This window comes from Gottschalkia acidurici 9a (assembly GCF_000299355.1).
In the GTDB taxonomy this organism is placed as follows: domain Bacteria; phylum Bacillota; class Clostridia; order Tissierellales; family Gottschalkiaceae; genus Gottschalkia; species Gottschalkia acidurici.
On the sequence record NC_018664.1, the window covers coordinates 1,551,909 to 1,578,482 of the forward strand.

Here is a 26,574-nt window from a genome sequence, read left to right on the forward strand (position 1 = left end):
GTTTTAATATAGCGTTGAAGTAAAGAAGATAATTAAAAAGGGAATTCTTCCTTCTCTGATTCATAATATTACTATAATGTTCCTTGAAAGCTGAATAATGAGGTGTTTAAAATCTAGTATATTTTGTTTAACTATAAAACATATGTAATATATGGTATGATTTTGATAATAATTAAGTCATATACCTAAAAGATTATAATAAATGATGAAAGGAGAATAATAGTGAATGATTTACAAACAAAGAGTGAACGGGTTGACAATACCCTAGTCTGGATTTTAGCATTTATTCCGATACTAGCTATAGTGGTATCCCTAATAGACATTCCAATAACCAGGATGAATAGTATTTCAAGTAAACTCTTAATAAGAGTTCCAGCTTTTCTTAATGTGGGTTTAGGCATCTTTGATGAGAGAAAGCTTAAAAAGATAGGATATGAAACTAAAGGACTTTTACCTTGGGTCATATGGTTCATTCCAGTTTATCTTATAAAAAGGAGAAAGTTACTAAAACAAAAAAGAAGTTATGATGTTGTCTGCATAGCTACGTATACAATGATAGCAATTACTTTATTTATTTTGATTATTTTTTAAAAGCTAAAATAAAATTCAATTTTTTATTAATAGACATATTTATTATTAAAAATATCGATTATTAAAAACTGAATTTACGATGTCTTTATATTCAAAATTAAATAAAAAGACAAGTGTAAAGTTAACATGGTTGGCAAGAAGACTTATAAAATAGAGGTGCATATGGCAAATACGAAAGAAAAATTAAAAGAACAAATGAATGAGTATATAAATAATGTACTTAAATTAGCAGAAAATTAAGAAATAATGGATTTCCCTAAAATAGAAATGAAAAATAATAAAGGTAAGCTACATTTAGATAGTACTATACAGAATAGATCTAAGGCTTATTAAGAGATAAGATATTTAGTCTGTAAATTAATAAATAGAAATGTTATTTGAAGATTGAATAGTACGGTGATAAGGTGATAAGTAATAAAAATTATGCTTTACTATTAAGTATAAATCTAAATTAGTTGTAATAATATGGTATAATCATTACAGCTAATTTAGATTTAAGGAAAAATTGAGAAATAACACCGCTGTTTTACAAGGAGGGAGTTTACTATGGAAAAGTATAAGATTAATAAGGTATCTGATTTAGATGAAAGATACATAGATGATGTAGTGGTAATATTTGTAGATGGACTTTATAATGTACTTAATACTATTTCAACAGATAAAGATGTTTTAAAAGAACTATTTCGTAGTACTTTAGATTTTTCAATGTTTTATGCTTATATTTATGAGGATAAAGTCATCGGAATTTTAGGACTTGGTAATAATAAAAAACGTCCAATCTGTTTAAAAAAAGATATATGTCAAAAAACTTTAGGTAAATTTAAGGGATTTATGATGTATATTCAAATGAAATCAATACTAGGAAAACCTATAGTGAGAAATAGTGATGAGGGACATGTCGATTACTTAGCAACAGATGCAAAATATAGAGGAAGAGGTGTAGCTACACAGCTTATTAAATTTCTACACTCTAATATAAACTATAAAAGCTATTTACTAGGGGTTTTCTCCAAAAATACTAATGCTAAAAGACTATATGAAAAACTTGGATTTGAACAATTTGAAGAACAAAGTAACTTTTTCATGTCATATAGAGGACATGGCTCTATAATAAGAATGAGACTACGAGTAAAAAGAGTATAATTTTTTGCTTTAGCTAGTTACAATTCTATCATTATATGCAATGATTTAAAAATCAAATAGCTATTTAAAATGTTGTATTATTCAGCATTAAATTTTACAGTGTTTTTGCATTCAAATTCAAATAAAAAGGTACATGTAAAGTTAACAGAATTGGAAAGAAAGATATACACAACAGATTTAAGGTTTATCAATAAACAAACTACTTAAGTTATAATTTAAGTAATGAAATGTTCTTTGAAAGTTGAATAATATGGTGTTTTAGAATTAATATGTTTTCTAATTATAAATATATAGAAGATGAGATATAATCTTGATAATAGTTAAACTCAGATTGTAAGATCTTATATATTAATGGTTTATGGAGGAGATATGGTGAGAATACCCACGAAAAAATGGTTTAAAAAACAATTGCTAGCATAGGCATTGTAATTATAACATATATAGCTTTAGAATTTATAATAGAAGGCACCTTACTTAATATTGAACTTGATATGTTGCTAGTAATATGCTTAACATACCTTATAATAAATATAGTAATGATTGGCAAAGAAGATTTGGAGTAAATAAATTTCAATCATATTAATAGGCTTAATGATTGCAAAATCTAATAAATGATTCAAATACCGTATTATTCAAAACTGAATTTACGATATTTTTATGTTACAGGCACAAGTAAATTATACAACTAAATAATTCCTACTAGACATACTGTCGGACACTCTAGATAAAACCACTGAGGTTAAGTTTAAGGTGTCCTTTTTTATTTACAAAGGAGTATAATATGAATTACCCTTTAGAAATTAAGGCAATTAAGGAAGTAGATAAAGGGACTGATCTTATTACTACAATACCTAACAAATGTCTTAAATATGATATGGAGAGGTATAAGCAAGTAAAGAAAACTTATGCTGACATAAGATTAAATGATGAAAGAAAGATTACGATAGAGTAGGATGCAAAATTTTATGCAACTATTGGAGATATAGCTTATGACTTAGGCGAGATACTACAATAAACAAAAAATTTATTAAATATTTATACCACTATCCAAGTGGAAGAGAAAACATATAGTTATCAAATTGCAACATAGCAGAGGCAAGAGGATTGATAATTACAGCTATAGATTATGTGATAGAAGAAGGAGTACTACTTGCAGAACTAGGATCATTAAGGACAGATGATATAGAAAGGTTTTTATATAAGTGTCTTATAACTAGAACGTGTTGTATAAAAGGCAGAAAAGGAGCAGAAGTACATCATGTAGACAAAGTGAGAAAGGAATAGAAACAAGATAAGTCATAAGCAATTTAGATTAATAGCAATATAAATGGAGTAGCATTCAAAAGTATATAAATAGGGAGAAGAAGAAATATTTAAAAAGTATAAAATATATGGAATTGCTATAGCATACATAAGACTAAGAAACTGAGATTGTCAGAAAAGAAAATATCATAAGGAGAGAAATTGTTACGGAGAGAACAGAGAGAATGAGAAGAGGTTACTATAGAAATAAAAAGAGATTGGATACATCACTAAGAAAGCTAGAAATTCAAAAAAGAGGGGATGGGGTAAAGTGAAATAGGTGAAATAAAATGGAATATAAATATTGATTAAGTTGTAATAGTTATATTTGACAAAGTAATACTTCGTTAAAATATGACGACTAATATATTGAGTATAATAAGGAGGTTATTTTATGAACGTTCAATCTAGAAACATTAATACATACTTACCGAATACAGGAGTGGTAAAAAACAAAATATGAATAAAGAAAATTTTATGGAGATCAAAACAACTCCTGAAGTCGAAGTTAGAAAAGAGAAAGTTGATGTTAAAAATGCAACTTATGAAGAGATATCTAATGTTCTTAATAAAATATCAAGAGAACAAGGAGTAGATGGGCTTCGTTTTGATTTTGACAAAACTCACTTCATAGAAAGCATGAAACAATTTTTGAATAGCCCACGAAATCCTAATCCTAATATGAAGTTAGTAGTAGAAGGAAACCCTATGTTTGAAGGGTATGGAGGGGTTAAAAGTAATTGGATAGAACTATACGAAAGAAAGCCAATCAACAACTAAGGTTGGGGAATAGAGTGGGTTATGAAAAATTTATGAAATTTAGTAATGATTTAAGAGAATATTATGAAAAAAATATATAAACAGTAATACTGAACTTTATTATTTTACGACACAACAGTTAGATATTGTGAACATATTATTAAAACTAGCAGATATAGACTAAGAGTGATAAATTGAGAATTTTAAAATGTGATTTATTTTCAGTGGTATATGGTGCTAATGATTATAATGTGATATAAAAAACTATCTACAACATGCCAGAAGTGAGGCTATATGATTATGAATGATGAAGTATTAAAAAGAATTGAAAAGCAAAAACAAAAAGTTAAAGAATTCATTGAAAAGAATGGTTATTTTTCGATAATGAATAATACAAAATGGAAAAAACTCATAAATGATATACATGATTTAGAATTCCCTCCTGCATACTGTTTGAAACATATTTTGTCAGAGGATACCCCTCAAATGGCATTGAAACCAACATATTGGGGAGATTGGTCTTTAGATTTATTATATCCATTCTTCTGGATAGAATGGATGGAAATATCACCTTACTATTATAAACACAAAGGAAATTTACTCGATGACGAGTTGATTGATGAAACCGAAGAAGTTTTAGAGATTTTAAAGAGAAATAATATACCATACGAATTAAAAGAAAAAATATTATGATTTATGGATACAAAAAATCAGTGTAATTAGTATTTCGGAATATGATTATTTCACGACACAATAGTTTGATTTAAAAAAATAATAAGTTAGAAAATTTATACCTAAAAATTAATAATGTTAGGGGATAAAATAATGAATAGAAAAATGGTTGGCATACTTTGTATCTTCTTGATTTTTAATAATTATTGGAATTATCATTGTTATTGGAGGACAGTCAGTATAGTAGATGCTAAAATTTATTTATATTGTGAATTATGATAAAAATTGAATACTTATAAAAAACACCGTATTATTAAAAGTTGAATTTTACGGTGTTTTTATGTTTAAATTCAGATAAAAAGATGAATGAATATATAGATAATGTACTTAAGTTAGCAGAAAATGAAGGAACATTGGACTATTTTAAAATAGAAATGAAAAACAATAAAGGACAACTACACTTGGAGAGTACTATACAGAATAGTCCTAGAGTTTATTAATATATAGACTACTTAAGTTGTAAACTAATTAGTAAAATGTTCTTTGAAAATTGAATAATAAGATGTTTGAAAGTTAACGTACTTTCTATTCAACTATAAAATATATAGGAAATATGGTATAGTTTTGATAATAATTAGGTCGTAGTCGTTAGATATTATGAAATAATTGAACTTAAAGGAGGAAGATACAAATGAAGAAATACTATAGGAACTATATAATTATATTCTTAATCATTATAGGGACAGTAATTGTTTTTAGAGAGATTAATATTGATAAATATAAAAAGATTAAGAGTACAAATTTAAGTAAGGAAAATATTAATGGAGTATATCTAATGCAAAAGTACGATGCAATTAAGATTGAGAATATATTTGGAGAATTATTTAGCAAGAGTGAAGATAAAGACTACAGTAACTATATATATTCACCAGTATCCTTAAAAGTAGACAGAGATAATAATATTATAGGAATTTATACAGTGAAAATTGATACTTCTTTAAAAACAACTAAAGGAATAACTAAAGGTATTTCGAGTGAAGACGTTGAGAAAGCTTACGGAAACAATTTTCTAAAGAAAGAATATAGTGATTTTATGGGAAGTAGTGATGGTTACTTTATAACCTATGCAGACAAAAATAACAAGATAAGACTTAGTTTTGAGTTTAATGAACATAGCAATTGGGAGGTATGTAATATTAGTTTTTATAAATATTAGATGTATGTATACAATACTATTATATTGCAAATAAGATAAAAGCTAAATACTTACTTGAACACCGTATTATTCAAATCTGAATTTTACAGTGTTTTTACGTTGTAATACAAATGAATTATACAATTAAATAAGTCCTACCGGACATACCGGCGGACACTTTAGACAAAATCATTAGGGTTAAGTTTAAGGTGTCCTTTTTTATTTACAAGGAGTATGATGTATGAACTACTTAGCTAAAATTACAGGAATTAGAGAAACAAAAGAAGGTACAGATATTATTATAAAGATAACTGGAGAGAAATTAAAAGATACAGTAGATAGGATGAAAATAAAGAATTTGTAAGTTGAAATGAGAGATAACAGATTTATAACTCCCAGAACAAAATAGAAAATTTCATTCAACTGTAGCAGAGTATGAGGGGGAACGATCAACATAAAGTACTATTGATAATTCAAGCAATTCACCGAATAAAGATATAAATATTACTAGAAATTTAGAAGGTGAAAGAGTAGTAATAAGAAACGCAGAGGTAGATCTAAGACAGATGGAATCAGAAACAGAAAGAGCTAGGAACGCACAAGAAAGAATGAATAATACTCTAAGAAACGGAAATAAAGATACTGATTCTTTTACAAGGAAGATAAAAGGCCTTGTAGTGTTTATATAGGATTACAAACAGCCAAAAAATGTTTAGAGAGATAACTGTCGGTGGAAACATGGAATAGCAAGAGATGAAAGATATATTTATTGCTAGAACTGGTGATTGAGAAATTGGTACAGCCATGTTTGATAAGCTTAAAGCTGATGTACTAGAAGTAGGGCAAGATGTTAATAAAGCATTTCAAGGAACACTAGCGTTCTTTTCAGTAACACAAAACACAGATCATTTAACAAAACTGAACAATCTAGCAAATAGATTAAGTGCTTTTGACTCTGCAAGAAATGGATTATAGAGATCAGCCTTTTCATTAAAGGAAGTTTTAAGTTGAGAGATAGAAGGCTTTTTAGTAGCATTTGATCAATTGCTTGCAAAACAAAGAATGGAACAAAAGCGTTTGAAACTATGATGAAAAAGTTAGAAGCCTTTAGAAACATCATAAAATCATTTTTTGCATCTGTTGTCAAGGTGCTTTAAGTGTATTTTATCAGTAATAATTATGCTAGATATTGAATTTTAAGAAGGTAAGTTTGATGGATTCTTTAATGGACTAGATATAGGTCTTAGTACTAATTTCATTGGTAGTTAAGAGTTCGATGTTCTTAGAAGATATAAGTAATGAAATGTATATATTGTAAATATTACGATGTTAAGTAATATATTAATTTAGCATTTTACGATACGACAGTTAGATATTGTGAACATAATATTAAAATTAGCAGATATAGACTAGGAGTGAGAAATTGAGAAGTATTCACTATAGGAACCATAATACGACCAGAGCAAATGATTGTATTAATTGATAATTTAGTGGAAAGATAATAATGCAACAGAAGATTATAAGTTTATGATGAGAGAGGAGAAGCATAATGTCTAACAACTTAGAAACAATAGAATCACTTAATGAACTTTTAAAAGGAGAGTATATGGCGATAGAAAGTTTTAATAACTTTATATCCAGAGTAGAAGATGAAAATGTGAAAGATTGCTTCCAAGATGTTCAGAAACAGCATAGAGAAAGTATCAGTACATTGGCGAGCTATATTCAAGATATAGGGGGACAGCCACATGAGAATATAGGAATAAAGGGTACAATGGGTGAAATTATGATTAATATAGATCTGGGTTCAAAAGCTAATGACAATGAAGTTATAAAAAAGGCCATAGAAGGTGAAACTAAGGGAATTAATATGGCTGAAAAAGTTTTGAGAGGTAAGCTAGATGATAAATCAAGAGATCTTTCAGGTGAGATACTACAAAGTCACAGGAAGTCCATTAAAAAGCTAAAGAATTTAATATAGGTTTAAAAGAGGGCTTAAATAAGAGCTCTTTTTTTATGCGGCCAGATAATTTAAATATATAAAGGGTTAGGTGGTGATGATATGTGAGTATAAATTGGAATGATGTAAAAAAGAGTATATAGGCAGTAAAGGTAAGATAGTATTAAAAGAGTTAGCAGAAAAGCATAATGTTAAGATAGGTGCTCTAAGAAGTAGAAAGAGTAGAGTAGAATGGGATAAAGAAATAGATAATAGTGTTGCAACATGCAGCGCAGCGAAAGAAAAGAAAAAACGTCGCAACGCAGAAAGATAATAAGACGATAGATAATAGCAACTCTAGAATAAATGCAATCCCAAACAAAGAATAGAGTTTCAAAACAAATACCAAATAATATCATCAAGCCAGATATAGAAATAAGAATGCATTAGGATATAGAGCAACCATAGGGAATAAAAATGCTGAAACGCATAGCTTCTTTTCTAAGTATCTTCTGTAATAAGCATTAAGCTTAGTTCAGGAGATAGAAGAGAAACATCCCCTAGACATCGTCTGGGAAAACATAACTATACAATATGCTGCAATAATAAGAGCACAAAGACTCATGTATGTTAAATACCAAGAAGATATGACGAAATTTTTAAAAAAGCATAAAGTGCCTAAAGGTATGAGTTTTCAGAAGAAAAGGAATATGAGGTACAGCTTGCATGGAATAAAAATGCAACGCTTTTACAAGCTCAATCAAGATATATGTCTGAACTAAGAATATGATTAAAAGTTATGATGAGTTAATAGTGGATTATCAACTCAAGAACAAAGATTGAGGATAGAAAGATTAAAACTCGATATAGAAAAAGTTCAAGGAGATAAAGGTGATGGAGTAGAAGAATGGATATCTACATTATGAGAAGTAGCAGAAAAAAGAAAGAAGATAAAAAATGAGTAACTTACCACAAGATAAAATAATTGATTTAATGGATATATATTGAGATAGAACAGATTTATTTTGCGAAGATATACTTGGACTTATTTCTGAGGGCTGAAATGATAGCTAAATTAGAGTTAAGATTTGCATATGAAAGAAGTAATATAAAGGCTTATAAAGAAGCTAGATTCACTAGAGTACAATGTAAAGAAACAATAGATAATAAAGCTTGTGCGAAGTGTAAGGAACGTCATGGAAGTATATATAGCATAGATAAACGTCCAGGACTTGCACATCCAAGATGTAGAGTTACCCGGTTTCCAGTAGATTAAAATTAAATGCTATGAAAGGTGGTGATGCAATTGATATAAATACATCACTTTTTTTATTGCTAAGAGTGGAAAGGAGGAAAATATGAAAGATAATTTTGACTTTAAAATCAACTTACAGTTATTTAGCTACAAAAGTAAGTTCTCTGTAATTATAGACAATACGCGAGAGGAAAAAGGCATTTATATAGATACTCCTATAGATATATTGCATAAACAGGACAGCACTAAAAAACCATATAAGTGAACAGTCTAAGTGTTTTTATATATTAAATTTTAATAGAGTAGTGGAGAGGTAATGCATATAATTCCTCCTCAATATTTATGTCTCTATAATAATAGTATATATGATATTAGATAAATTTAAAAGTAGATAAGTTGATAATAGTTTATTAAAATAAAATATATGTATTTTTATGAAATATTATGGTAATATGGTTTATATAGCTACGGCATAGTTTCGAAATAAGATAAATGAGAAGGGATATAGGCATACAAGTAATGATAAAGAGTTCTACATAGTATGTATAAAACAATTAACGGAGTTATATAAGTAGGGGTGTGATATCTAGTGAATTATAAAGAGCAAGTGATAGCTCTATGGGATGATGTGGACAAGCAGAATTGGAATGTTCTAAGTAGATACTTTAAAGACGATTTCATAATTAACTGGAATAATATAAACGAAATGTTTAATGTAAAAGAATTTGTAAGAATCAATGCTGAATATCCAGGAGATTGGAATACTAAAATTGAATGTTTGGAATACATTGAAAAATTAGTTATTTCGGTTGTGAAGGTACAGTTTAAAAATGGTTATATGTCCTTTCATGCAACATCATTTTTTGAATTTAATAACGGGAAAATAAAAGTGTTAAATGAATATTGGGGAGACTATGAAAAAGCAACATAATGGAGAATTGATAAACAAATAGGTAAGCCAATTATAAAGCAGTTTTAAATATAGACTTTATAAAACATATATAGTCTAGTTTAAGATAAATAAAATCATCAATACATATAAAAAGGAGAGATTAAAGAGTGAGAAGACATATTGTTATTTTTTTAGCGTTTACTTTAATGGTAATAGCTTCAGGTTGTTCGAGTGATAGTGAAAAATCATCAATAGATGTTAAACCACCGACATCTAAAAAGAAGGATGTTCAGACTGAATTTACTGTTAACGGTGAAAAGTTTACTTTAGAAAAGAAAGAAATAATTGATAACAAAATAGAGGTATTGATTCCACAAACGTTTGAAATAATGTCTGATGAAACAGCAAAGATGAAGTATCCTTCTGAAGCAAGACCTACAATAATCTATACAAATGAAAGTGGAACAACTAATGTTGCATTCAATTACACTGAAAATGAAGCAACTAATGATCAAATTAATGAAGTAAAAGATTCTATTAAGTCATCCTTCAAACAATTATATCCATCAGCAACTTGGTATGATGAAAAAGTGGAAAATATAAATGGAAAAAACGTTGCAGTGCTAGAGTTATTAACTCCTGCAATTGATACGAAGATATATAACCTAATATTCTTGTTTGAACTAGATGGGAGACTAGTTATGGGGACATTTAACTGTATAGAAGAAGAAAAGGAAGAGTATGAACCAATTGCTAAGAGTATTGTAAAATCTATAGTAGTAAAGTAAGTACATATTATGAAAATAATATTAAAAGGAATCGACCTATTGTAGTATAAGTAGGTTGATTCCTTTTATTTTTAACATTATGATTGACAGATCAATAGCAGTTTCAATAATAATGACGATTCTAACTTGCACGGTGGCGGAGCAATATCAGAGATTACTACGGAGGCCATTATAGATATTACATCAGAAAGTACTACAACTACTATAGACAAAGAAAATAAAAATTGCCATTATAGTGGTTCAGAAAATAAGAAATTAGAGATAGATAAAAATCTTTCTGCAATTGCAAAAAAATTTGAACAAAGTGGATTTGAAACTATAAATATAAAAGTAAAAGAGCTGCTAGAGGAACTACTAGAAGAACACCCAATTGAATGGATAATACAAGCATTTAAAGTTGCAATAGAAGCTAATGTTAGAAATCTAAGATTTGTTAAGGGTGTTTTAAGAAATTGGCAAAATAACGGAGGAGTGGACATAGGAGGTGGAAGTATTTCAAAGTATACAGATAGAGAGAATGGATCAATTGGGCAAGATCCTACAGGAGATTTCCAGAGATAGAACAGCCTGAAAGTAACTTCATATTCAGAATGAAAGAAGGTTCAAGAATTACACTATTTGAAGCAGATGGTGAAGCGTGAATAATAGAAACTACAAAAAGAATTAAAGAGTACTTTGAACAGAAACTAAAAGGATTAGATCAAATAAAGATAATTTTTAATAGCTAAATACAAGGTGTTAGGAGACAAGTCTAGCACCTAAATAAAGCAAGGATTGATGAAATAATTAAACTTGAAATACCAGGAGAGCCAGTAGCAAAGACTAGACCAAGAGTAACTAAGTTTGGAGTACATAATCCCTAGAAAACCAAGAACTACAAAACTTCTAATAAAAGAACTATATGCAATAGAACATGGACAAACGTTATTGGAATGTGAGCTAGAGATAAAAGTAAAGCTATTCTTTGGTATTCTGAAGTCAACAAGTACGAAAAGAAAGCAACTAATGCTAAATAAAGAATTAAGACCAACTAAGAGACCAGATTAGATAATTGTCTTAAAAGTATAACAGATGCGTTAAATAATCTAGCTTATAAAGATGATAAGTCAAATAGTAAGCGTAGCAGTAGAGAAATATTACTCAGATAAAACAAGAGTAGAGATTAGTATACTCAGGATCTAGTTGTTAGAATTGTAGAATTAAAAAGGGTAATAAAAAGAAAAAGAGTATCTAAGCAGACACAATTGAGATTAAATAGCTTAATAACATAGATATTGTAGCAATAAAAAACGTACTTTGTTATATTTTCTGTAAATAATAAATCATCCTTTCTAATAATTATATTTTCATTGTACCATAAATGCTCTCATTTGTAAAATTCCGGACTAGCATGAGATGAAATATTTATTAAATTAAAATAATTGAGGAGAAGATAAACATGAAATCAACAAGAGTAGTAAGAAAAGTAGACAAGTTAGGAAGAGTAGTTATTCCAAAGGAATTAAGAAACACTCTTGAACTACCAGAAGGAACACGTCTAGAGATTTATATCGATGGAGAGCAAATAATATTTAAGAAATATGCATTATCTTGTGCGTTTGTGGACAGGCTAAGTGTGTAATAAATTTCAAAGGAAAAAACATTTGTCCAGATTGTCTGAAAGAGTTAAAAGAATAGGAGAGTGTCTGAAACCACTTCTCCTAAAAGTGAAAATGAAAATTAAAAATCAGACTCATTATAGCACAAAAGAGGAAAGTAATAAACTGCATATATTGTAAATATTACGATGATAATATTATACATTCAAGAATAATAAAGGGAAATTGCACTTCACAAGTACTGTACAGAATAAGTTTAAGGTTTATTAACAGATAAATTATTTAAGAGATAACTTGATAAATGAAAATGTTCTTTGAAAACTGAATAATACGGTGATAATTATAAAAATAAGTTGGCTACAATATATAAATTACTCCCGTTATATCCTGATGGAACCATAATATAGTATAATAATTTAAACCAGGATTATATTGAGGTGGAGGGTTAATGGAAATAATATTTAGGGTTTTGTACACTCTATTACTTGATGACTGTTTTGAAATAATTTCTAATAAAAAAATTAGTATTGTTATTAGAAAAACTATTTTTGGTATTGTTACACTTTTTTATTCTGGACTAATTGTATTGTTTATTGCATTCTTGATTAAAGCTGATAGTATTGTAGTTAAAATTATTTTTATTTTAATTACAATATTATTTTTAATACTTCTCATTAAGTTATAGTTAAAAATATACAAAAACAAAACAATTTAGGTAGTGAACAAATTTATTATTTTATGCATTGAGATTAAACAGATCTAATTTAAAGGGGGTAGGAGATATATGGAGAAAAATCATAAGAAATCAATAATCTTTATATCTATCTTTGTAATAGGACTAATAATACTAATGAAAAGCATAAACTTAGGTGAAAAGGAAGTCTCAAATATAGTGAGTATTAGTGGAGGTAGTGTGGATACTGCCATTTATTTAATTTATTTAGAAAAATCTATTGAAAAATACAGATTAATAGGTTCAATTTTATCAGTCTTAGGTGGATTAGGTATAATAATAAATAAGAGTGTTAAATCAATATAGTTATAAAATGTTAAGTAAAGTTTAGATATATAATCAGAAGAGGGAAATCGTTATAAAGAAATTGTCCATGCTGTTAGCTATCATTACATTAATGGCAGTTTTCAAGAACTTAATAAGGGTTTGAGATAAAAGGCTTTTAATCTGATGAATGGGTTATAGAATATTATGATATAATAATGTCGGTTTATAGTTTATATAAAGCAGATACAGTAACCGAAATTCCTGATAAATTAAAATAATGCTACTATATATTCAGAATTTAATATGTGGTAGCATTATTTCAGAATCTTATTACTTTGGGATACAATAGTTAGATATGATGTATCAGTTAGAAATTTTATAACTTGGAGTTATGGGGGGATAAAAAGTGAAAAAGATAGTATTTATTATACTTGGTATAATAATATTTTTAATAACTATTGCAATTATAGTAGGGATAAAATTTGGTGAAAGTATTTCATAATATTATTAGACGTAATAATTACAAAATTAAATAATTATTAAAAACACCGTATTATTAGAAATTGAACTTTACGGTGTTTTCATATTCAATTTCAAATAGAAAGATAAGTATAAAGTAAGAAAGACTAGCAAAAAGGCTTATAAAACGGAGATGATATATGGCAGATAAGAAAGAAAATTTTAAAGAACAAATGAATGAATATATATAGAATGTACTTAAGCTAGCAGAAAATGAAGGAACACTGGACTACTTCAAGATAGAGATGAAAAATAATAAACGTCAACTACATTTAGAGAGTACTATACAAAGTAGACCTAAGGTTTATTAATAGATAAATTAATTAAATTGTGATAAATAAGAGGCAAATTGCCTTAGCTAATTAAGCATAAGACGATTTGCCATTATATTATAATACTAAGATATAGGATACTGAATTAGTGTTGTAAATAATTTGATGGAAGTGACCAGTGGTTTTAGCATTAATAAAGTGAATATTATTTCCGTTATCTACATCTTCTGCAACGACATTCGAAGTCACGCTCATCTTCTCTTCTTCTATCGTGGCATTCGAAATCACGTTCACGCTCTCTTCTTCTTTCATTACACTCGAAATCGCACTCACGCTCTCTTCTATCATTACGATTACAATGGTTATGGCAAGGAGATTTATTTTTTGTAATTACCAAAATGTTCACATCCTTATTAAATTTATAGGCTTGTACAAAACTAAGAACTTTTGTTATATACAAGCTATATTACATTATATGCACTTATAGTCAAAGGGTGATACAAAATTAAATTTAAAGTTGACTTAAATATACAAACAGAATTCAAATGAACTATACAACTAAATAAGTCCTACCGGACATACCAGTGGACACTTTAGACAAAACCATTAAAGCTATGTTTAAAGTGTTCTTTTTTATTTAAAAGAAGTGTGATGGATGAACTATTTAGTTAAGATTACGGGAATTAAAGAAACAAAAGAAGGTACAGATCTTATTATAAAGATACCTGAAGAGAAGTTGAAAGATACAGCAAGTGGGTCAAAAGTAACAAAATACAAGTTGGGATAACAGATTTATAACCCCAGAATAAAATAGAAAAATTCATGCAATCGTAGAAGACATAGTAGAGTATGAAAGAGAACCACCAACATATATCAAATATATACCTAGCTTACAATCTAAATAAAGTTAATAAGAAAATAAAAACTTTAAAGCATGGTATGTTAGCTCGTGGTGACAGAGCAATAGATGATGCAGTTAAAAATATTTCTGCTTTAAATGATGAATGGAAAGATAAAAGCGTCACTGAAAAGATAAGGTACTTAGGGAAAGCAGATAGCAATCTCGGACTAGCAATGGAATTAATGAGCGGAGATGACAGTTTTTTCTTCCTGTGAAAAATATATAGAGACGGAGTATATGTTTTAGAAGAAAAAATAATAAATGACATTGATGAAAATACTCAAAATGAATAAATACTAGTTCTATCTCTTTTCTATATATATTTCTATTGTTATTCTAATACTATATTATTAAATATTTATTATTTTTTATTAATAAATTAACAAAAGCTATGGCATTAGCTTAAAGTACGTCATCTTGCTATAGTTTTATCCTATTTTTTCTAGTAATTATTCAACTACATTCACTGTGGATTTATATGTAATTGTTCCTTTATCATACCATCTAGTTATTAAAATATACTCGTATTTACCTTTACTTTTCAGAGTGCTAAAAAAATTATCACTAGTAGGCACATTAGTTTATCTTCACCTAAATTAATTGAAAGATTATATTCATGAGGAGCATCATCAAATTTAATATTAAATTTTTCATTAGGAGCTACATTTTGAATACTTTCATCAGATATCAATATCTCCTTTTTATCTATTTTAGAATTAAAGCTATAGTAACTAATAAAAGTTTTTATTTTATTCGAATCATTAGATACTTATATATCACGCAATGTCTTTATAAAATCTTCATTAAATTGATATTTTTTTACAACGAAAAAAGTAAAGTTATAGATATTAAAATAAAAATACCATACTTCTTTTTATTCACAGATATACTCCTTTTATTTTCTTGTCAATTAATATCTATAATATCATCAATGTATTTAATTGTAAGTACAAGAGAAATCAGTTAAAAGAATATTAATAAAGTTAGTTGAAAAATTAGAGATAGATAATAAAAGTGAACAAGGTAAAATAAAGAAATAGTATGTTATTAGAGAGTTTTATAAAAAAGTTCCTATGCTGAAAATCTTTCTATTTGAAAAAGAACTAGATGATTTAATTGAGAAAAGTGTATCTGAGTTAAAGGAAAGATTAAAAGTATAGCATAGGCTTAAATTTTAAGCTATAGGGGCACTATCAATAAAACACGAATTTCGTACGCTAATCAAATTTGTACAAAGAAAAATTCAATTTTCTATATGCTGAGGAAAAGTTGTTAATTATAAGAAAAAATTTTTCTTATAATTAATTCAAATCTTTTATATACCACGCATTCATAGCAGAATGGCCAGAACATGATAATGGTTCATGTAAAAGTTTAAATCCGAACTTTTCATATAATATACATGCAGTTTTTAATTCATAGTGTGTTTCTAAGTAGCACTTTGCATAGTGTTTAGAAGCAAATGCCAAAGCTGTTTCCATTAGCTTCTTTCCAAATCCTAATCCTTGTGTTTTTGGACTTAAGTATAGCTTTTGCAATTCGCAAACTTTGTCATGTTTGTTAAACGGTGCTATGCCAATTCCACCAACAACTTCTCCTTCCATTTCTACTACCCAATAGTTGGCATGTTTTAAATTAGTATAATATTGGTGAAGATTGTTAAGTTGAGGGTCGAAATAAGCCGTTCCAGGAATCGCTAATCCAAGCGATTTTAATGAACCTTGTATAATTTCTCTTATTTTTACATTGTCTTCTTTTTTGATTTCTCGAATAATCATATGTTATCTCCTTAGGTTAAGTTTTAATAAAGATTGCGACAGATTTTTGAAAATGACACCCCTAAGATGTTGACTTAGTCTACACTTTAAGGATATAATTATATTAGCACTAAATGTGGACTAAGTCAACTAAAGGAGAATCTATGGATAAAGAAATTATTTATGATATCAGACAATTCAATCGATTTTATACAAAGGTACTAGGTTTATTTAATAACCAACTTCTAGATACAGATTATTCATTAACCGAGGCACGAATACTATTTGAAATAAGCGAGAGAACTGAGTGTATTGCAAATAATCTCGTGCAAGAACTTAATATTGATAGGAGCTATATGAGCAGAATTTTACGTAAATTGGAGAGGGAAGAATTAATAGAGAAAAAAAGCTCAAAGATAGACAGTAGAAAAAACTTTCTTTTTTTGACGAGAAAGGGAGAGGAACTATTAAGTAAAATACATATTAAGTCAGATGAACAAATAAATCAATTGTTTAATGGACTAAATGATAGTGAGGTTAACGAAATTCGTATTTCGATGATGATAATAAAAGAAAAATTAGATAAAAATATTAAACAAAAATTAAAAAAAGAGTAGCTAAGACTACTCTCTGTTTATATATTTTAACACTATATAAATTACTCTATTCTATTCATATTTTTGTTTTCTAATTATATTAAAAATACTCTAATTAAATCTCAATAATTCTGCTATAATAAATAGAAATTGATTTATGTACAAGGAGGAAAAGCTAATGAATAAAACGCTGAATATGAGAATATTGTAGGTATGTATCCTGTTGCCACTTAGGGATATCAAGTCCACTTAGTGAGATGTTTTTAATTCCTCCTAATCTTATTAAATTCTATATACAAATCTATGAATCATATCATTTGCAAATTCAATAGAAAATATATGTTTATTTTCTTCAATAGTTATCTTCTTTATAACACGCTGCATAAAACTTCGTAACATTTTCTTATCTATAACTTTTACTAATTCATTATACTTAATAGTATTCTCACTTACTAAGTTATGAGTGAGAAGATATTGACTCGCTTTATTAAGGAAACTAAGATCATGCTTTGGAATTGTCTTTGAATGTTCAGCATATCTTTTACTTATTTCATCTTCAAGATAACTAATTCTTTTTTTAAGCTCCTGTCTTTTTATTAAATAATCTTTTTCTGACATGATATCATCAGGGAAGATATATAGATCTTCAAGTCTCCTTAAAGCTTTTTCAACATTCTCTTTTTCAGACTTCAGGTTATGAGCTTGAGTATCTTTTTTTACAACTTGCCTGTATTTTATTTTATCAAACAGTATATAACCTGCATTTTTTAACAAGATTAGACAATGGAAAGTTTGGAGACCAACATTAGATTAAAAGTTATATTTATAGACCCTATAGCTGAAAAATTAGTAAAGAAATATCCAGAGTTGAAACATATGACCTGTAAGAATACTTTTCATAGAAGAAATAGACTGGCAGCCATCTGATAGTATCAGACTTAAAGAACATTGCGTAGGTAAAACATCAAAAGCCAATAAGCAGTTAAGTACAGTAATTGGATATAACTATGTAATAGAAACTAGAAATTACTTTATAGAAAGAACGTCTAGATCACAAATAATAGAACTTTTATATCATTAGCTAAGACACATAGGTAAGGATGGAGAGATAGCTTCACGTGATGTAGAAGATTGGGATAACTTAGTAGCTACATTGGGAAAAGACTGGGCTACAACTCAAGCAAGCATAATAGATTTACTAGAAAATCAGTTTGAATGGAATGAGCTAGAGAGTGTAGCAACTCAAGTTAATATGTTTGACAAAATAAGCGCAGTAAAATAGAAGTTTATAAATTAATTATATTGCAAAGCATCTAAATTTAAATAAAAAGTCAATACTGTTCTTTGAAAACTGAACAATACGGTGTTTTAAAATCAGTGCATTTTCCATGTGATTATGAAATAGATAGAAAATATGGTATAATTTTAACATTAATTAAGTCGTAACAGTTAGAAACTGTGAAGTAAATAGTGTTTAAATTTGAGGGGGATGGTTATTTATGAGCAAGAAAAAAACTATTATAATTAGTTCCTTTATTTGTGTATTACCAATTATGTTAGGAAGTATATTATGGAGTTTATTGCCTGAAATGTTAATACGTCATTTTGGACCTGGTAGTTACAGTGTATCACCAAAGAAAACAGTAATCTTCTTATATCCACTTCTTTTTTTAATGTTACATTTTGTAGTAGTATTTAAGTCAGATTGGCTAAATACTACAAGAAATGAAAAGAGATATTGGTATATTCCTGTCCTTAGTAGTACCTTTTTCATCATCTCTTTTATATTGAGTTTTATGAAAAGTTAAGACGCATAATTATTATATTGTGAATTGAGATATTAAAATGAATAAGATTATAATACATTTTTATTTGACGTAACGATTACAAAACTAAATAACTATTTAAAACACTGTATTATTCAAAATTGAATTTTACGGTGTTTTTGCGTCCCAATACAACTAAATTGTGAAGGAGTAAGAAACCTGAAACTTAAGAACTTATCTAACATAAAGTGGACTTTGGGAAAGCATGGGTAGGAAAAAACTATGTATCACTAATGCCTGAACATAAAATTTTTGTAGACTGTTTCTTCGGAAGTGGAGCAGTACCGCTTTATAAAGAGACAGTAAGTCCGGCTAACATAACAATAATTAATGATATAAATGATAAGTTAATGAATTACATAGTACTTAAAGAAAATCTAGGAAGGTTATATGAGGAGTGTTCAGCACTTCCATTTTCAGAAAAGTTATATGAAAAATATAAATGGGAAGATAAAGCTGAATCTGCAGTTAGATTTTATTATCTGATGAGAGTTTGCTTTTGTGGTGGAGGTCACAAATATAGAAATGGCATAGGGCTTAGTAAGTCAGTTAATAAAGCAAAGCGATATAGAATAGCTACAGAATTAATTCCAAAGATGGCCGACTTGATAAAGATCTGGAATATACTATATAGAGATTTTTAAGATGTAATAAGCTTTTACGATAGTCCAGATACATGGTTTTTATTGGATCCACCATACCATAAAAGAGAAGATCTGTATTTTGGAGATTTCAAAGAAGAAGATCATGTAAGGACGAAAAATAGATTAGACAATATAGAGGATAAATCTATGATCTGTTACTATGGTTCTGAATTAATAGATGAACTATATGAAGGTTTGCATAGAGTAGAATATAATACGACCAGTCAAATAAAAGTTAGAAAAGATGGGGAAAAGCAACCAATAAAAACGGAACTAATATTAATGAATTATAGACCTGGAGGTGAACAGTTAAGCATTATTTAATTAGAAATACAAAAAACTATAAAAGAGATAAACATGAAATCAACAGGAATAGTAAGAAAAGTAGACGAGTTAGGAAGGGTAGTTATACTAAAGGAATTAAGAAATACTCTTGAACTGCCAGAAGGAGCTTCATTTGAAACTTATGTAGATGGAGAGCAAATAATACTTAAGAAATATGCACTGTCTTGAGTATTCTATGGACAGGCTAAAAACATAACAGTTTTTAATTGAAAGAATATTTGTCCAGGATGTGATTGGAAAGTTGATGATATAGGTTATTAAGAGTAAACAGTAAATATACTTTTTAGTCACTTTTCAATCTTATTTATTGGACATAATGATTACAAAATAAAATAATTATTAAAAACACCGTATTATTCAGAAATGAATGAACTGAACCAAGCTTAACATACACAAAAAAATAACCCTATCGTAGAATATCTTTCATTTATACAAACTGACACCGTTTTTCATGTGGTGTCAGCTTTGTTTTTAGTTGTATACGCTCATAATTGTAGAAATAAATGTAGTCATCTATGAGTTGGCGAGCTTCATAAATGCTTTTAGGCTTAGCTCTATAAATACATTCAGATTTTAATATTCCAAAGAAGTTCTCAGCACATGCATTGTCATAACAGTTTCCACGTCTTGACATAGATGGAGTTATACCGTATTCTTTTAGTAGGTTAAAATATCCTTTGGAAGTGTATTGTAACCCTTGGTCACTATGGAGTTGCAGCTCTGTAGTGACTTTTTCCTTTCTTTTGGCATGTTTTATTGTATTAAGTACAAGGTTAACTGTTTGTTCTGTTCCAGTTTTGTATGCAACTATACTATTGTCATATAGATCTTTAATCATAGACAGATAAAGTATACCTTCAGTTGTATGTATATATGAAATATCAGTTACCCACTTTTGATTTGGTTTACTGGCTTTAAAGTCGCGATTTAGAATGTTCTCGTATTTGTGAAGTTGCTTACCCATCTGCTTATATTTTTTACGTCGTCTAATTTGAGAAAGTAGGTTATTATGGTTCATAACTTTAAGTACTGTTTTTGCATTTATGATTATATTATAATTACGTTCTAGCCATATTTTAACTCTACGATAGCCATAAGTTCTTCTAGTTTTCTCTTGACATTGTCTAATTAATTCTATCAAGTGTTCATTTTTACTTGGCTTGTCCATTCGCTTAACAAAGTCATAATATCCACTACGAGATACATTAAAGAATTTACACATTAAAGATATAGAGTATTTATTTTTGTGTCTATATATTGCTAAATATTTTACTGATGGCCTCACTTCCTTCCAGCGATTTGAAGAAAAGAACGTAATAGTTCTACTTCCATTTTTAGTTTTCGTATCTCTGCATCTTTATTTTGATCTGAAGACAGATCACATTTCCTTGGTCTTCCTTTAGGTTTAGGAATTATACCTTCAGCAATACGTCTTTCTCTTCTCCTTTCACGCTTTAGAAGTTCATTAATTACTAATCCATCTTTTAATCCAAAATACTCTGCTATTTCTCTATGTGTTTTACCGTCCTTAACCATTTGTTTAACTTCATTTATAATTGTTTTTCCAAAATGTTTCATACCTTTTTTACCTGACATAAAAATACCCCCAATCGTAGTTTTATTATCCTACAATTAGAGGTATTTTTTCAATGTCTGTTTTTATTGGTTCAGTTCAGAATTTTACGGTGTTTTATATTCGAATTAAAATAAAAAGATAAGTATAAAGTAAACAAGACTAGCAATAAGGTTTATAGAATAGAGGTGACATGTAGAAGATAAGAAAGAAAAATTTAAAGAACAAATGAATGAATATATAGCTAATATACTTAAATTAGCAGAAAATGAAGGATATTGGACTATTATAAAATAAAAATGAAAAACAATAAAGGATAGTTACATTTAGAGAGTACTATACAGAGTAGATCTAAGGTTTATTAATAGATAAATTAATTAAATTTTATAAATAAGAGGCAAATTGCCTTAGCTAATAAGCATAAGGTGATTTGCCATTATATTATAATACTAAGATATAGGATACTGAATTAGTGTTGTAAATATAAATTGATGGAAATGGCCAGTGGTTCTAGCCTTAACAAAGTAAACATGCTTTTCGTTATCTACATCTTCTACAACGACATTCGAAATCAAAATCATGTCTTTTCTTCTGTCGTCACAGTCGAAATCACGCTCATGTTTTTTTCTTCTACAACGACATTCGAAATCAAAATCATGCTCTTTTCTTCTGTCGTCACAGTTGAAATCACGCTCATGTTTTTTCTTTCTACAATGGCATTCGAAATCAAAATCATGCTCTTTTCTTCTGTCGTAATGATTATTCATATTTCTTGAACAATATGACAAAATATCCACATCCTTATTGAATTTATAGGCTTGTATATAACTAAGAGCTTTTGATATATACAAACTATATTACATTATACGCACTTATGGTCAAAGGGTGATATAAAATAAGAAATATTTTTCTTATGATTTAAAAAGTTAAAATTAAATTTAAAATTGATTTAAATATACAAATACAACTCAAATGAACTGTGCAACTAAATAAGTCTTACTGGACATACCGGCGGACACTTTAGACAGAATCATTAAGTTTAAGGTGCCTTTTTTATTTAAAAGGGAGGTGCAACATGAACTACCTTTCAGAGATTAAGGCAATTAAAGAAGTGGAAGAAGGTACATATTTAAAGATATTCGTACCAAAAGAGAAACTAAGATATACAATAGATAGATTTAAAGAAGATGGGAAGGTATTTGCAGAGATAAGGCTAGATGATAATAGACGTATTAGAAATGACCAAAAAAAGAAATGTTTTGCAACACTTAAAGATATAGCAGACTATACAGGAAACTTACAGGAAGATATGCATGATTATTTTAAAATGATATATAGATACGTGTACGAAAATAAGAGAATCTCAATGTCAGATTGTACTGTAACACAAGCTAGAGACACGATTAATATACTTATAGATTTTGCACTCAATCATGATATATCTTTGACGGATCTAGGAGTAAATAGAACTGATGATATTAATAGATATTTATATGGATGTCTAATTAACAGAAGGTGTTGTATATGTGGCAAGAAAGCAGATATACATCATGATGAAGTCATAGGGATGGGGAGGAATAGAAGAAAAATAAATCATGTGGGAATGAAAGTTATAGCATTATGTAGAGAACAACGAGGAACATAAAATTTATCCAATTAAGCTATATGAATACACAGTTAAGAAGTTGAAACTATAGGGAGGAATTGACACGGAGAGAACAGAGAGAATGATAAGAGGTTACTATAGAAATAAAAAGAGGCTGAATACATCATTAAGAAAGTTAGAAGTTCAAAAAGAGAGATTAGAAGAGATATAAAATAATGTAATATAAACATGGATACAACTATAAAAGCTATTGATTACTCAAAAGATATAGTTCAGGGTGGAGATGTTGTATCAGGAATAGAAAGGGAATTAGAAAGAAATATAGATATGCTTATTAGAGAACTAGAAAGAGCTATAAAGTACAGATGCTAGAAGAAAAAAGAGGTGATAAGTAGATTGATGAAATTGCTATGAAAATGGTACAAAAGTGAGACAGAAATGGGACAAAGATAGGTAAAACACATGATGATTATTAATGTGAAGAAATATATAGATAAGGAAGAGAATAATATAGCAGATACCCCTTGATGTAATGGGTCATATAAATCTGACATACTTATTTAATAAGATGTTATCATAATTGATAAAGAAACTAAATACCCAAACAGACAGTTTTTTAATTTACAGAAGACATCAAAGCAATAATCCTACTTAATAAAACTATCAAAACACTAAATATCATATAAAACATTATAAATTAGGTAGGAAACATAAGAATCCTAAAAACACCAGGAAGGTTTCTCCGATAGGGATATAGAAAATCTCATGAGAGTCAATAGAGCAACTTATAAAAAATGCAGAGGTGAATTAAGACAAAGATAAAATTCCAAGTGGAAGGGATATATAAAGAAAAATAGAAGTAATAAACATATAAAATTTATTCGTACATTATTGATTATATTTTAAAACAGGGGAGATTAAATTTTTATGAAAGATAAAATAATAATTACTGTATTTTCCGTAGTCATATTTATAGGAATTATAAAAATATATGTATTTATGACTATGCCCCTTCCTTTTGGTGGTGTATTGGATGTTCTACATGGTTTTGTGGTACTTTTCATATTCATTCCTGCATCTGTATACCTATCTACTAAACTTATTGATCTAATAAGGAAATAAAGGATATTTCCCTTTTATGTAGAATTTTGTATATAGAAGGAGGTGAGGAATATGAGTTGGAAAAAAATATTTGTGAGTGAAATAGGAGAACAGAGTATTTTTAAATTCATATCTTCAGAAATACACAAAGAAAGATACAATAGTTACTCAGAAATAAAAGAAGTTCTAAATGAAGTATACAAAGAAAAATCAGAAGGAGAGCTCAAAGAATTTCATGATACCTATAAATATAGGAAGACTGCTTTAGAGTCTACAAATACCGAAAGCTTTTCCACACTTTGTATATCTGCAATAGCAATAGTATTTAGTATCATAGCTTTTGTATTTAGCAATGCCAGGAGCTTCTATCCTGATAATGGGAGGATAATTGCTAATATATTAATTATTATATTAATTGTAATTGGTTTCTATGGTATTTCTGCATTTTTAAATATTAGATATAAAGCAAAAAAACTTGTATATTATAGTATTGTCCTAGATGTTATAGAGAGTGAACTAGAGCAAAAAGAAGAAGCTTTACAAGCTGAATAAAATATATTGAGAGCCTGTCAAAACAACTAGGCTCTTTTTTAATACCTAAAAACAGGAGGGAAGACCCTAAAGAGAAAGTCATGGGGTAACTATTGAAAGTGGGAAAACATTACTATAGTAATGCACTGTAAAGATGAAAAAGTATTAGATATAAGAGAAGCAGAAGATATGTGGACTTCACTATATCTAATATGTTTGAAGATGATTGGGAAGTATCTACTAATGAGAACTATAATATAGGGGTGATGTAGATGATATACAGATATATATATAAAGACAAGACTTTAGAATATGAAGGTACACCGAAATTATGTATAATAAAATATATAAACTAACGAATACTTGTATTATATTATGAAAATAAAGGGGGTCTATATATGTTTGAGTTTAAAGAGTTTGATTACTTAACTGATGGTGAGATTGATTTAAAGATTGAAGAAAAAATACCATATAATGAGGAAAAAGACTATGTACCTACATATAAATATAGAATTACTATCCACGATTCAGATGATAGGATAGGAGAAATTAATATCAGAATAGTTTATAACGAAGGTATATATTTTTGTGGTAATATAGGTTATATGATTGAAAAAATGTATAGAGGAAATAGTTATGCTGTAAAGGCTTGTAAAATTATAAAAGACGTAGCTATCGCACATGAAATGAAGAAACTTATAATAACTTGCAACCTAGATAACTTTCCATCAAGAAAAACTTGCGAAAAGATTGGTCTTAAACTTAAAGATATGATAGATTTACCAATGTATAAAGAGGGAGAACGACAAAAGTGTATATATGAATGGATTTTAGAATAGTCATTATTTCGATTTATTAATATTATACAAATTAGATAGAAAACGGACAATATAACCTATCCATTTTACTTATGACTGTTTATCAACACTGGTTTAAAACATTCCAAAAATTAAAATTATAGTTTGGATATGTGGTGATGATATGTGAGTATAAACTGGAATAAGATAAAGAAAGAGTATATAGAAAGTAAAGGTAAGGTAGTATTAAAAGAGTTAGCAGAAAATCATGGAGTTAAGATAGGGACTATAAGAAGTAGAAAGAGTAGAGAAGAATGGAATGAAGAAATAGATAATAGTGTTGCAACATGCAACGCAGAAAGATAATAAGACTATTTATAATAGCAACTCTAAAACAAATGTAACCAAAGATAAAAAACAGAGTTTCAAAACAAACACGAAATAACATCATCAAGCCAGATATGGAAATAAGAATGCATTAGGGTATGGAGCACCTATAGGAAATAAAAATACTGAAACACATGTCTTCTTTTCTAAGTATCTACTAGAAAAAACATTAAACTTAGTTCAGGAAATAGAAGAAAAACATCCACTAGATATTCTCTGGGAAAACATAACTATACAATATGCTGCAATAATAAGAGCACAAAGACTTATGTATGTTAAAGACCAGGAAGATATAACGAAATTTTTAAAGAAGCATAAAGTACATAAAGTATAAGTTTTTCAGAAGAAAAGGAATATGAAGTACAATTTGCATGGGATAAACATGCAACGCTTCTACAAGCTCAATCAAGAGCTATGTCTGAACTAAGAAACATGACTAAAAATTATGATGAGTTAGTTAACAGTGGACTAGCAACTAAAGAACAAAAATTGAGGATAGAAAGATCAAAGTTTGACATAGAAAATGTTTAAGGAAATAAAGGTGATGGGTTGAAGAATAGGTATCTGCGTTAAAACAAGTAGCAG

Annotated in this window: 40 protein-coding genes; 33 read left to right on the top strand and 7 right to left on the bottom strand. The window is 28.2% G+C overall.

Annotated features, from left to right (window positions below):
- The first annotated feature begins 222 nt into the window (after positions 1-222).
- From CURI_RS15025 to CURI_RS07415, 19 genes are all read left to right on the top strand, one after another.
- A complete protein-coding gene (locus CURI_RS15025) occupies positions 223-591 on the top strand; it encodes a hypothetical protein (protein WP_014967607.1) in 369 nt (122 codons plus the stop codon).
- 546 nt (positions 592-1,137) lie between these two features.
- Complete coding sequence (locus CURI_RS07350; protein ID WP_014967608.1) at positions 1,138-1,734, top strand: GNAT family N-acetyltransferase; 597 nt, start codon at positions 1,138-1,140, stop codon at positions 1,732-1,734.
- Between the two features lie 781 nt (positions 1,735-2,515).
- Positions 2,516-2,686: a hypothetical protein gene (locus tag CURI_RS15820; protein ID WP_014967609.1), complete on the top strand. Its 171-nt coding sequence runs from the start codon at positions 2,516-2,518 to the stop codon at positions 2,684-2,686.
- 152 nt (positions 2,687-2,838) lie between these two features.
- On the top strand, positions 2,839-3,018 hold the full coding sequence (locus CURI_RS07355; protein ID WP_014967610.1) for a hypothetical protein: 180 nt from the start codon (positions 2,839-2,841) through the stop codon (positions 3,016-3,018).
- Positions 3,019-3,495: 477 nt separating this feature from the next.
- Positions 3,496-3,816 carry a hypothetical protein gene (locus CURI_RS07360; RefSeq protein WP_014967611.1) on the top strand — a complete coding sequence of 107 codons (321 nt, stop codon included), beginning with the start codon at positions 3,496-3,498 and terminating at the stop codon, positions 3,814-3,816.
- A 279-nt stretch (positions 3,817-4,095) separates the two neighbouring features.
- A complete protein-coding gene (locus CURI_RS07365) occupies positions 4,096-4,488 on the top strand; it encodes a DUF6678 family protein (protein WP_041701647.1) in 393 nt (130 codons plus the stop codon).
- Between the two features lie 311 nt (positions 4,489-4,799).
- On the top strand, positions 4,800-4,967 hold the full coding sequence (locus CURI_RS15825; protein ID WP_187287389.1) for a hypothetical protein: 168 nt from the start codon (positions 4,800-4,802) through the stop codon (positions 4,965-4,967).
- 191 nt (positions 4,968-5,158) lie between these two features.
- Entirely contained in the window at positions 5,159-5,683 is a 525-nt protein-coding gene (locus CURI_RS07370) for a hypothetical protein (protein WP_014967614.1), read from the top strand.
- Between the two features lie 220 nt (positions 5,684-5,903).
- Positions 5,904-6,026, top strand: a complete 123-nt coding sequence (locus tag CURI_RS16345; RefSeq protein WP_266353281.1) for a hypothetical protein — start codon at positions 5,904-5,906, stop codon at positions 6,024-6,026.
- A gap of 202 nt (positions 6,027-6,228) precedes the next feature.
- Positions 6,229-6,351: a hypothetical protein gene (locus tag CURI_RS16350; RefSeq protein ID WP_266353283.1), complete on the top strand. Its 123-nt coding sequence runs from the start codon at positions 6,229-6,231 to the stop codon at positions 6,349-6,351.
- Between the two features lie 115 nt (positions 6,352-6,466).
- Entirely contained in the window at positions 6,467-6,637 is a 171-nt protein-coding gene (locus CURI_RS15830) for a hypothetical protein (protein ID WP_014967615.1), read from the top strand.
- A 574-nt stretch (positions 6,638-7,211) separates the two neighbouring features.
- On the top strand, positions 7,212-7,643 hold the full coding sequence (locus CURI_RS07375; protein ID WP_014967616.1) for a DUF2383 domain-containing protein: 432 nt from the start codon (positions 7,212-7,214) through the stop codon (positions 7,641-7,643).
- Positions 7,644-8,664: 1,021 nt separating this feature from the next.
- Entirely contained in the window at positions 8,665-8,877 is a 213-nt protein-coding gene (locus CURI_RS07380; RefSeq protein ID WP_014967617.1) for a structural protein, read from the top strand.
- A gap of 568 nt (positions 8,878-9,445) precedes the next feature.
- Positions 9,446-9,787 (top strand): hypothetical protein, encoded by a 342-nt coding sequence (locus tag CURI_RS07385; protein WP_014967619.1) that lies wholly within the window; start codon positions 9,446-9,448, stop codon positions 9,785-9,787.
- A gap of 128 nt (positions 9,788-9,915) precedes the next feature.
- Positions 9,916-10,536 carry a hypothetical protein gene (locus tag CURI_RS07390; protein ID WP_041701650.1) on the top strand — a complete coding sequence of 207 codons (621 nt, stop codon included), beginning with the start codon at positions 9,916-9,918 and terminating at the stop codon, positions 10,534-10,536.
- A gap of 126 nt (positions 10,537-10,662) precedes the next feature.
- Positions 10,663-11,097, top strand: a complete 435-nt coding sequence (locus CURI_RS07395; RefSeq protein ID WP_014967621.1) for a DnaD domain protein — start codon at positions 10,663-10,665, stop codon at positions 11,095-11,097.
- Between the two features lie 282 nt (positions 11,098-11,379).
- Complete coding sequence (locus CURI_RS07400) at positions 11,380-11,583, top strand: RusA family crossover junction endodeoxyribonuclease (protein ID WP_014967622.1); 204 nt, start codon at positions 11,380-11,382, stop codon at positions 11,581-11,583.
- A gap of 391 nt (positions 11,584-11,974) precedes the next feature.
- Entirely contained in the window at positions 11,975-12,157 is a 183-nt protein-coding gene (locus CURI_RS07405; protein WP_014967623.1) for an AbrB/MazE/SpoVT family DNA-binding domain-containing protein, read from the top strand.
- Between the two features lie 761 nt (positions 12,158-12,918).
- A complete protein-coding gene (locus tag CURI_RS07415) occupies positions 12,919-13,173 on the top strand; it encodes a hypothetical protein (protein ID WP_014967625.1) in 255 nt (84 codons plus the stop codon).
- A 966-nt stretch (positions 13,174-14,139) separates the two neighbouring features.
- Here CURI_RS07415 and CURI_RS15650 read toward each other — a convergent pair.
- A complete protein-coding gene (locus CURI_RS15650) occupies positions 14,140-14,322 on the bottom strand; it encodes a hypothetical protein (protein ID WP_144276009.1) in 183 nt (60 codons plus the stop codon).
- Between the two features lie 258 nt (positions 14,323-14,580).
- Between CURI_RS15650 and CURI_RS16355 the strand changes: the two genes are divergently transcribed.
- Together CURI_RS16355 and CURI_RS07420 are read left to right on the top strand one after the other, a co-directional pair.
- Complete coding sequence (locus tag CURI_RS16355; RefSeq protein ID WP_266353288.1) at positions 14,581-14,712, top strand: hypothetical protein; 132 nt, start codon at positions 14,581-14,583, stop codon at positions 14,710-14,712.
- 62 nt (positions 14,713-14,774) lie between these two features.
- Positions 14,775-15,041, top strand: coding sequence for a hypothetical protein (locus CURI_RS07420; RefSeq protein WP_014967627.1), 267 nt, complete (start codon positions 14,775-14,777; stop codon positions 15,039-15,041).
- A gap of 326 nt (positions 15,042-15,367) precedes the next feature.
- On the opposite strand, the gene CURI_RS16115 is transcribed toward CURI_RS07420, so the two are convergent.
- Positions 15,368-15,517, bottom strand: a complete 150-nt coding sequence (locus tag CURI_RS16115; protein ID WP_014967628.1) for a hypothetical protein — start codon at positions 15,515-15,517, stop codon at positions 15,368-15,370.
- 610 nt (positions 15,518-16,127) lie between these two features.
- Positions 16,128-16,604 (bottom strand): GNAT family N-acetyltransferase, encoded by a 477-nt coding sequence (locus CURI_RS07425; protein ID WP_014967629.1) that lies wholly within the window; start codon positions 16,602-16,604, stop codon positions 16,128-16,130.
- Between the two features lie 143 nt (positions 16,605-16,747).
- Here CURI_RS07425 and CURI_RS07430 point away from each other — a divergent pair, with 143 nt between their 5' ends.
- Positions 16,748-17,200: a MarR family winged helix-turn-helix transcriptional regulator gene (locus tag CURI_RS07430; RefSeq protein ID WP_014967630.1), complete on the top strand. Its 453-nt coding sequence runs from the start codon at positions 16,748-16,750 to the stop codon at positions 17,198-17,200.
- Positions 17,201-17,461: 261 nt separating this feature from the next.
- Here the strand turns inward: CURI_RS07430 and CURI_RS07435 are convergent, their stop codons facing one another.
- Complete coding sequence (locus tag CURI_RS07435; protein WP_014967631.1) at positions 17,462-17,953, bottom strand: hypothetical protein; 492 nt, start codon at positions 17,951-17,953, stop codon at positions 17,462-17,464.
- 379 nt (positions 17,954-18,332) lie between these two features.
- Between CURI_RS07435 and CURI_RS16360 the strand changes: the two genes are divergently transcribed.
- The 5 genes from CURI_RS16360 to CURI_RS07450 all read left to right on the top strand — a co-directional run bounded on the left by CURI_RS16360 (position 18,333) and on the right by CURI_RS07450 (position 20,162).
- On the top strand, positions 18,333-18,461 hold the full coding sequence (locus CURI_RS16360; RefSeq protein WP_266353294.1) for a hypothetical protein: 129 nt from the start codon (positions 18,333-18,335) through the stop codon (positions 18,459-18,461).
- Positions 18,462-18,678: 217 nt separating this feature from the next.
- Positions 18,679-18,987, top strand: coding sequence for an SdpI family protein (locus CURI_RS07440; protein WP_014967633.1), 309 nt, complete (start codon positions 18,679-18,681; stop codon positions 18,985-18,987).
- A 206-nt stretch (positions 18,988-19,193) separates the two neighbouring features.
- Complete coding sequence (locus tag CURI_RS16120; protein ID WP_228370402.1) at positions 19,194-19,649, top strand: DNA adenine methylase; 456 nt, start codon at positions 19,194-19,196, stop codon at positions 19,647-19,649.
- A 42-nt stretch (positions 19,650-19,691) separates the two neighbouring features.
- Complete coding sequence (locus CURI_RS16125) at positions 19,692-19,973, top strand: hypothetical protein (RefSeq protein WP_228370403.1); 282 nt, start codon at positions 19,692-19,694, stop codon at positions 19,971-19,973.
- Between the two features lie 33 nt (positions 19,974-20,006).
- Entirely contained in the window at positions 20,007-20,162 is a 156-nt protein-coding gene (locus CURI_RS07450; RefSeq protein ID WP_014967634.1) for an AbrB/MazE/SpoVT family DNA-binding domain-containing protein, read from the top strand.
- 259 nt (positions 20,163-20,421) lie between these two features.
- Here CURI_RS07450 and CURI_RS07455 read toward each other — a convergent pair whose 3' ends face one another.
- The 3 genes from CURI_RS07455 to CURI_RS15835 form a co-directional block, all read right to left on the bottom strand.
- Entirely contained in the window at positions 20,422-21,279 is an 858-nt protein-coding gene (locus tag CURI_RS07455; RefSeq protein WP_014966251.1) for an IS3 family transposase, read from the bottom strand.
- Positions 21,276-21,590 carry a hypothetical protein gene (locus tag CURI_RS07460; protein ID WP_014966252.1) on the bottom strand — a complete coding sequence of 105 codons (315 nt, stop codon included), beginning with the start codon at positions 21,588-21,590 and terminating at the stop codon, positions 21,276-21,278. The genes CURI_RS07455 and CURI_RS07460 overlap by 4 nt, the downstream gene beginning before the upstream one ends.
- 426 nt (positions 21,591-22,016) lie before the next feature.
- Positions 22,017-22,355, bottom strand: coding sequence for a hypothetical protein (locus CURI_RS15835; protein ID WP_014967636.1), 339 nt, complete (start codon positions 22,353-22,355; stop codon positions 22,017-22,019).
- Positions 22,356-22,642: 287 nt separating this feature from the next.
- Between CURI_RS15835 and CURI_RS07470 the strand changes: the two genes are divergently transcribed.
- The 6 genes from CURI_RS07470 (at position 22,643) to CURI_RS07495 (ending at position 25,968) form a co-directional block, all read left to right on the top strand.
- Positions 22,643-23,212, top strand: coding sequence for a putative HNHc nuclease (locus tag CURI_RS07470; RefSeq protein ID WP_014967637.1), 570 nt, complete (start codon positions 22,643-22,645; stop codon positions 23,210-23,212).
- Positions 23,213-23,401: 189 nt separating this feature from the next.
- Positions 23,402-23,545, top strand: a complete 144-nt coding sequence (locus CURI_RS15840) for a hypothetical protein (RefSeq protein WP_014967638.1) — start codon at positions 23,402-23,404, stop codon at positions 23,543-23,545.
- A gap of 555 nt (positions 23,546-24,100) precedes the next feature.
- A complete protein-coding gene (locus tag CURI_RS07475; RefSeq protein WP_041701654.1) occupies positions 24,101-24,295 on the top strand; it encodes a hypothetical protein in 195 nt (64 codons plus the stop codon).
- 51 nt (positions 24,296-24,346) lie between these two features.
- Positions 24,347-24,826, top strand: a complete 480-nt coding sequence (locus tag CURI_RS07480; RefSeq protein ID WP_014967640.1) for a hypothetical protein — start codon at positions 24,347-24,349, stop codon at positions 24,824-24,826.
- A 377-nt stretch (positions 24,827-25,203) separates the two neighbouring features.
- The gene (locus tag CURI_RS07490; RefSeq protein ID WP_014967641.1) at positions 25,204-25,644 is read left to right on the top strand and encodes a GNAT family N-acetyltransferase; all 441 of its coding nucleotides are present in this window, start codon (positions 25,204-25,206) and stop codon (positions 25,642-25,644) included.
- Positions 25,645-25,788: 144 nt separating this feature from the next.
- The gene (locus tag CURI_RS07495) at positions 25,789-25,968 is read left to right on the top strand and encodes a phage terminase small subunit-related protein (protein ID WP_014967642.1); all 180 of its coding nucleotides are present in this window, start codon (positions 25,789-25,791) and stop codon (positions 25,966-25,968) included.
- The last annotated feature ends 606 nt before the right edge of the window (positions 25,969-26,574 follow it).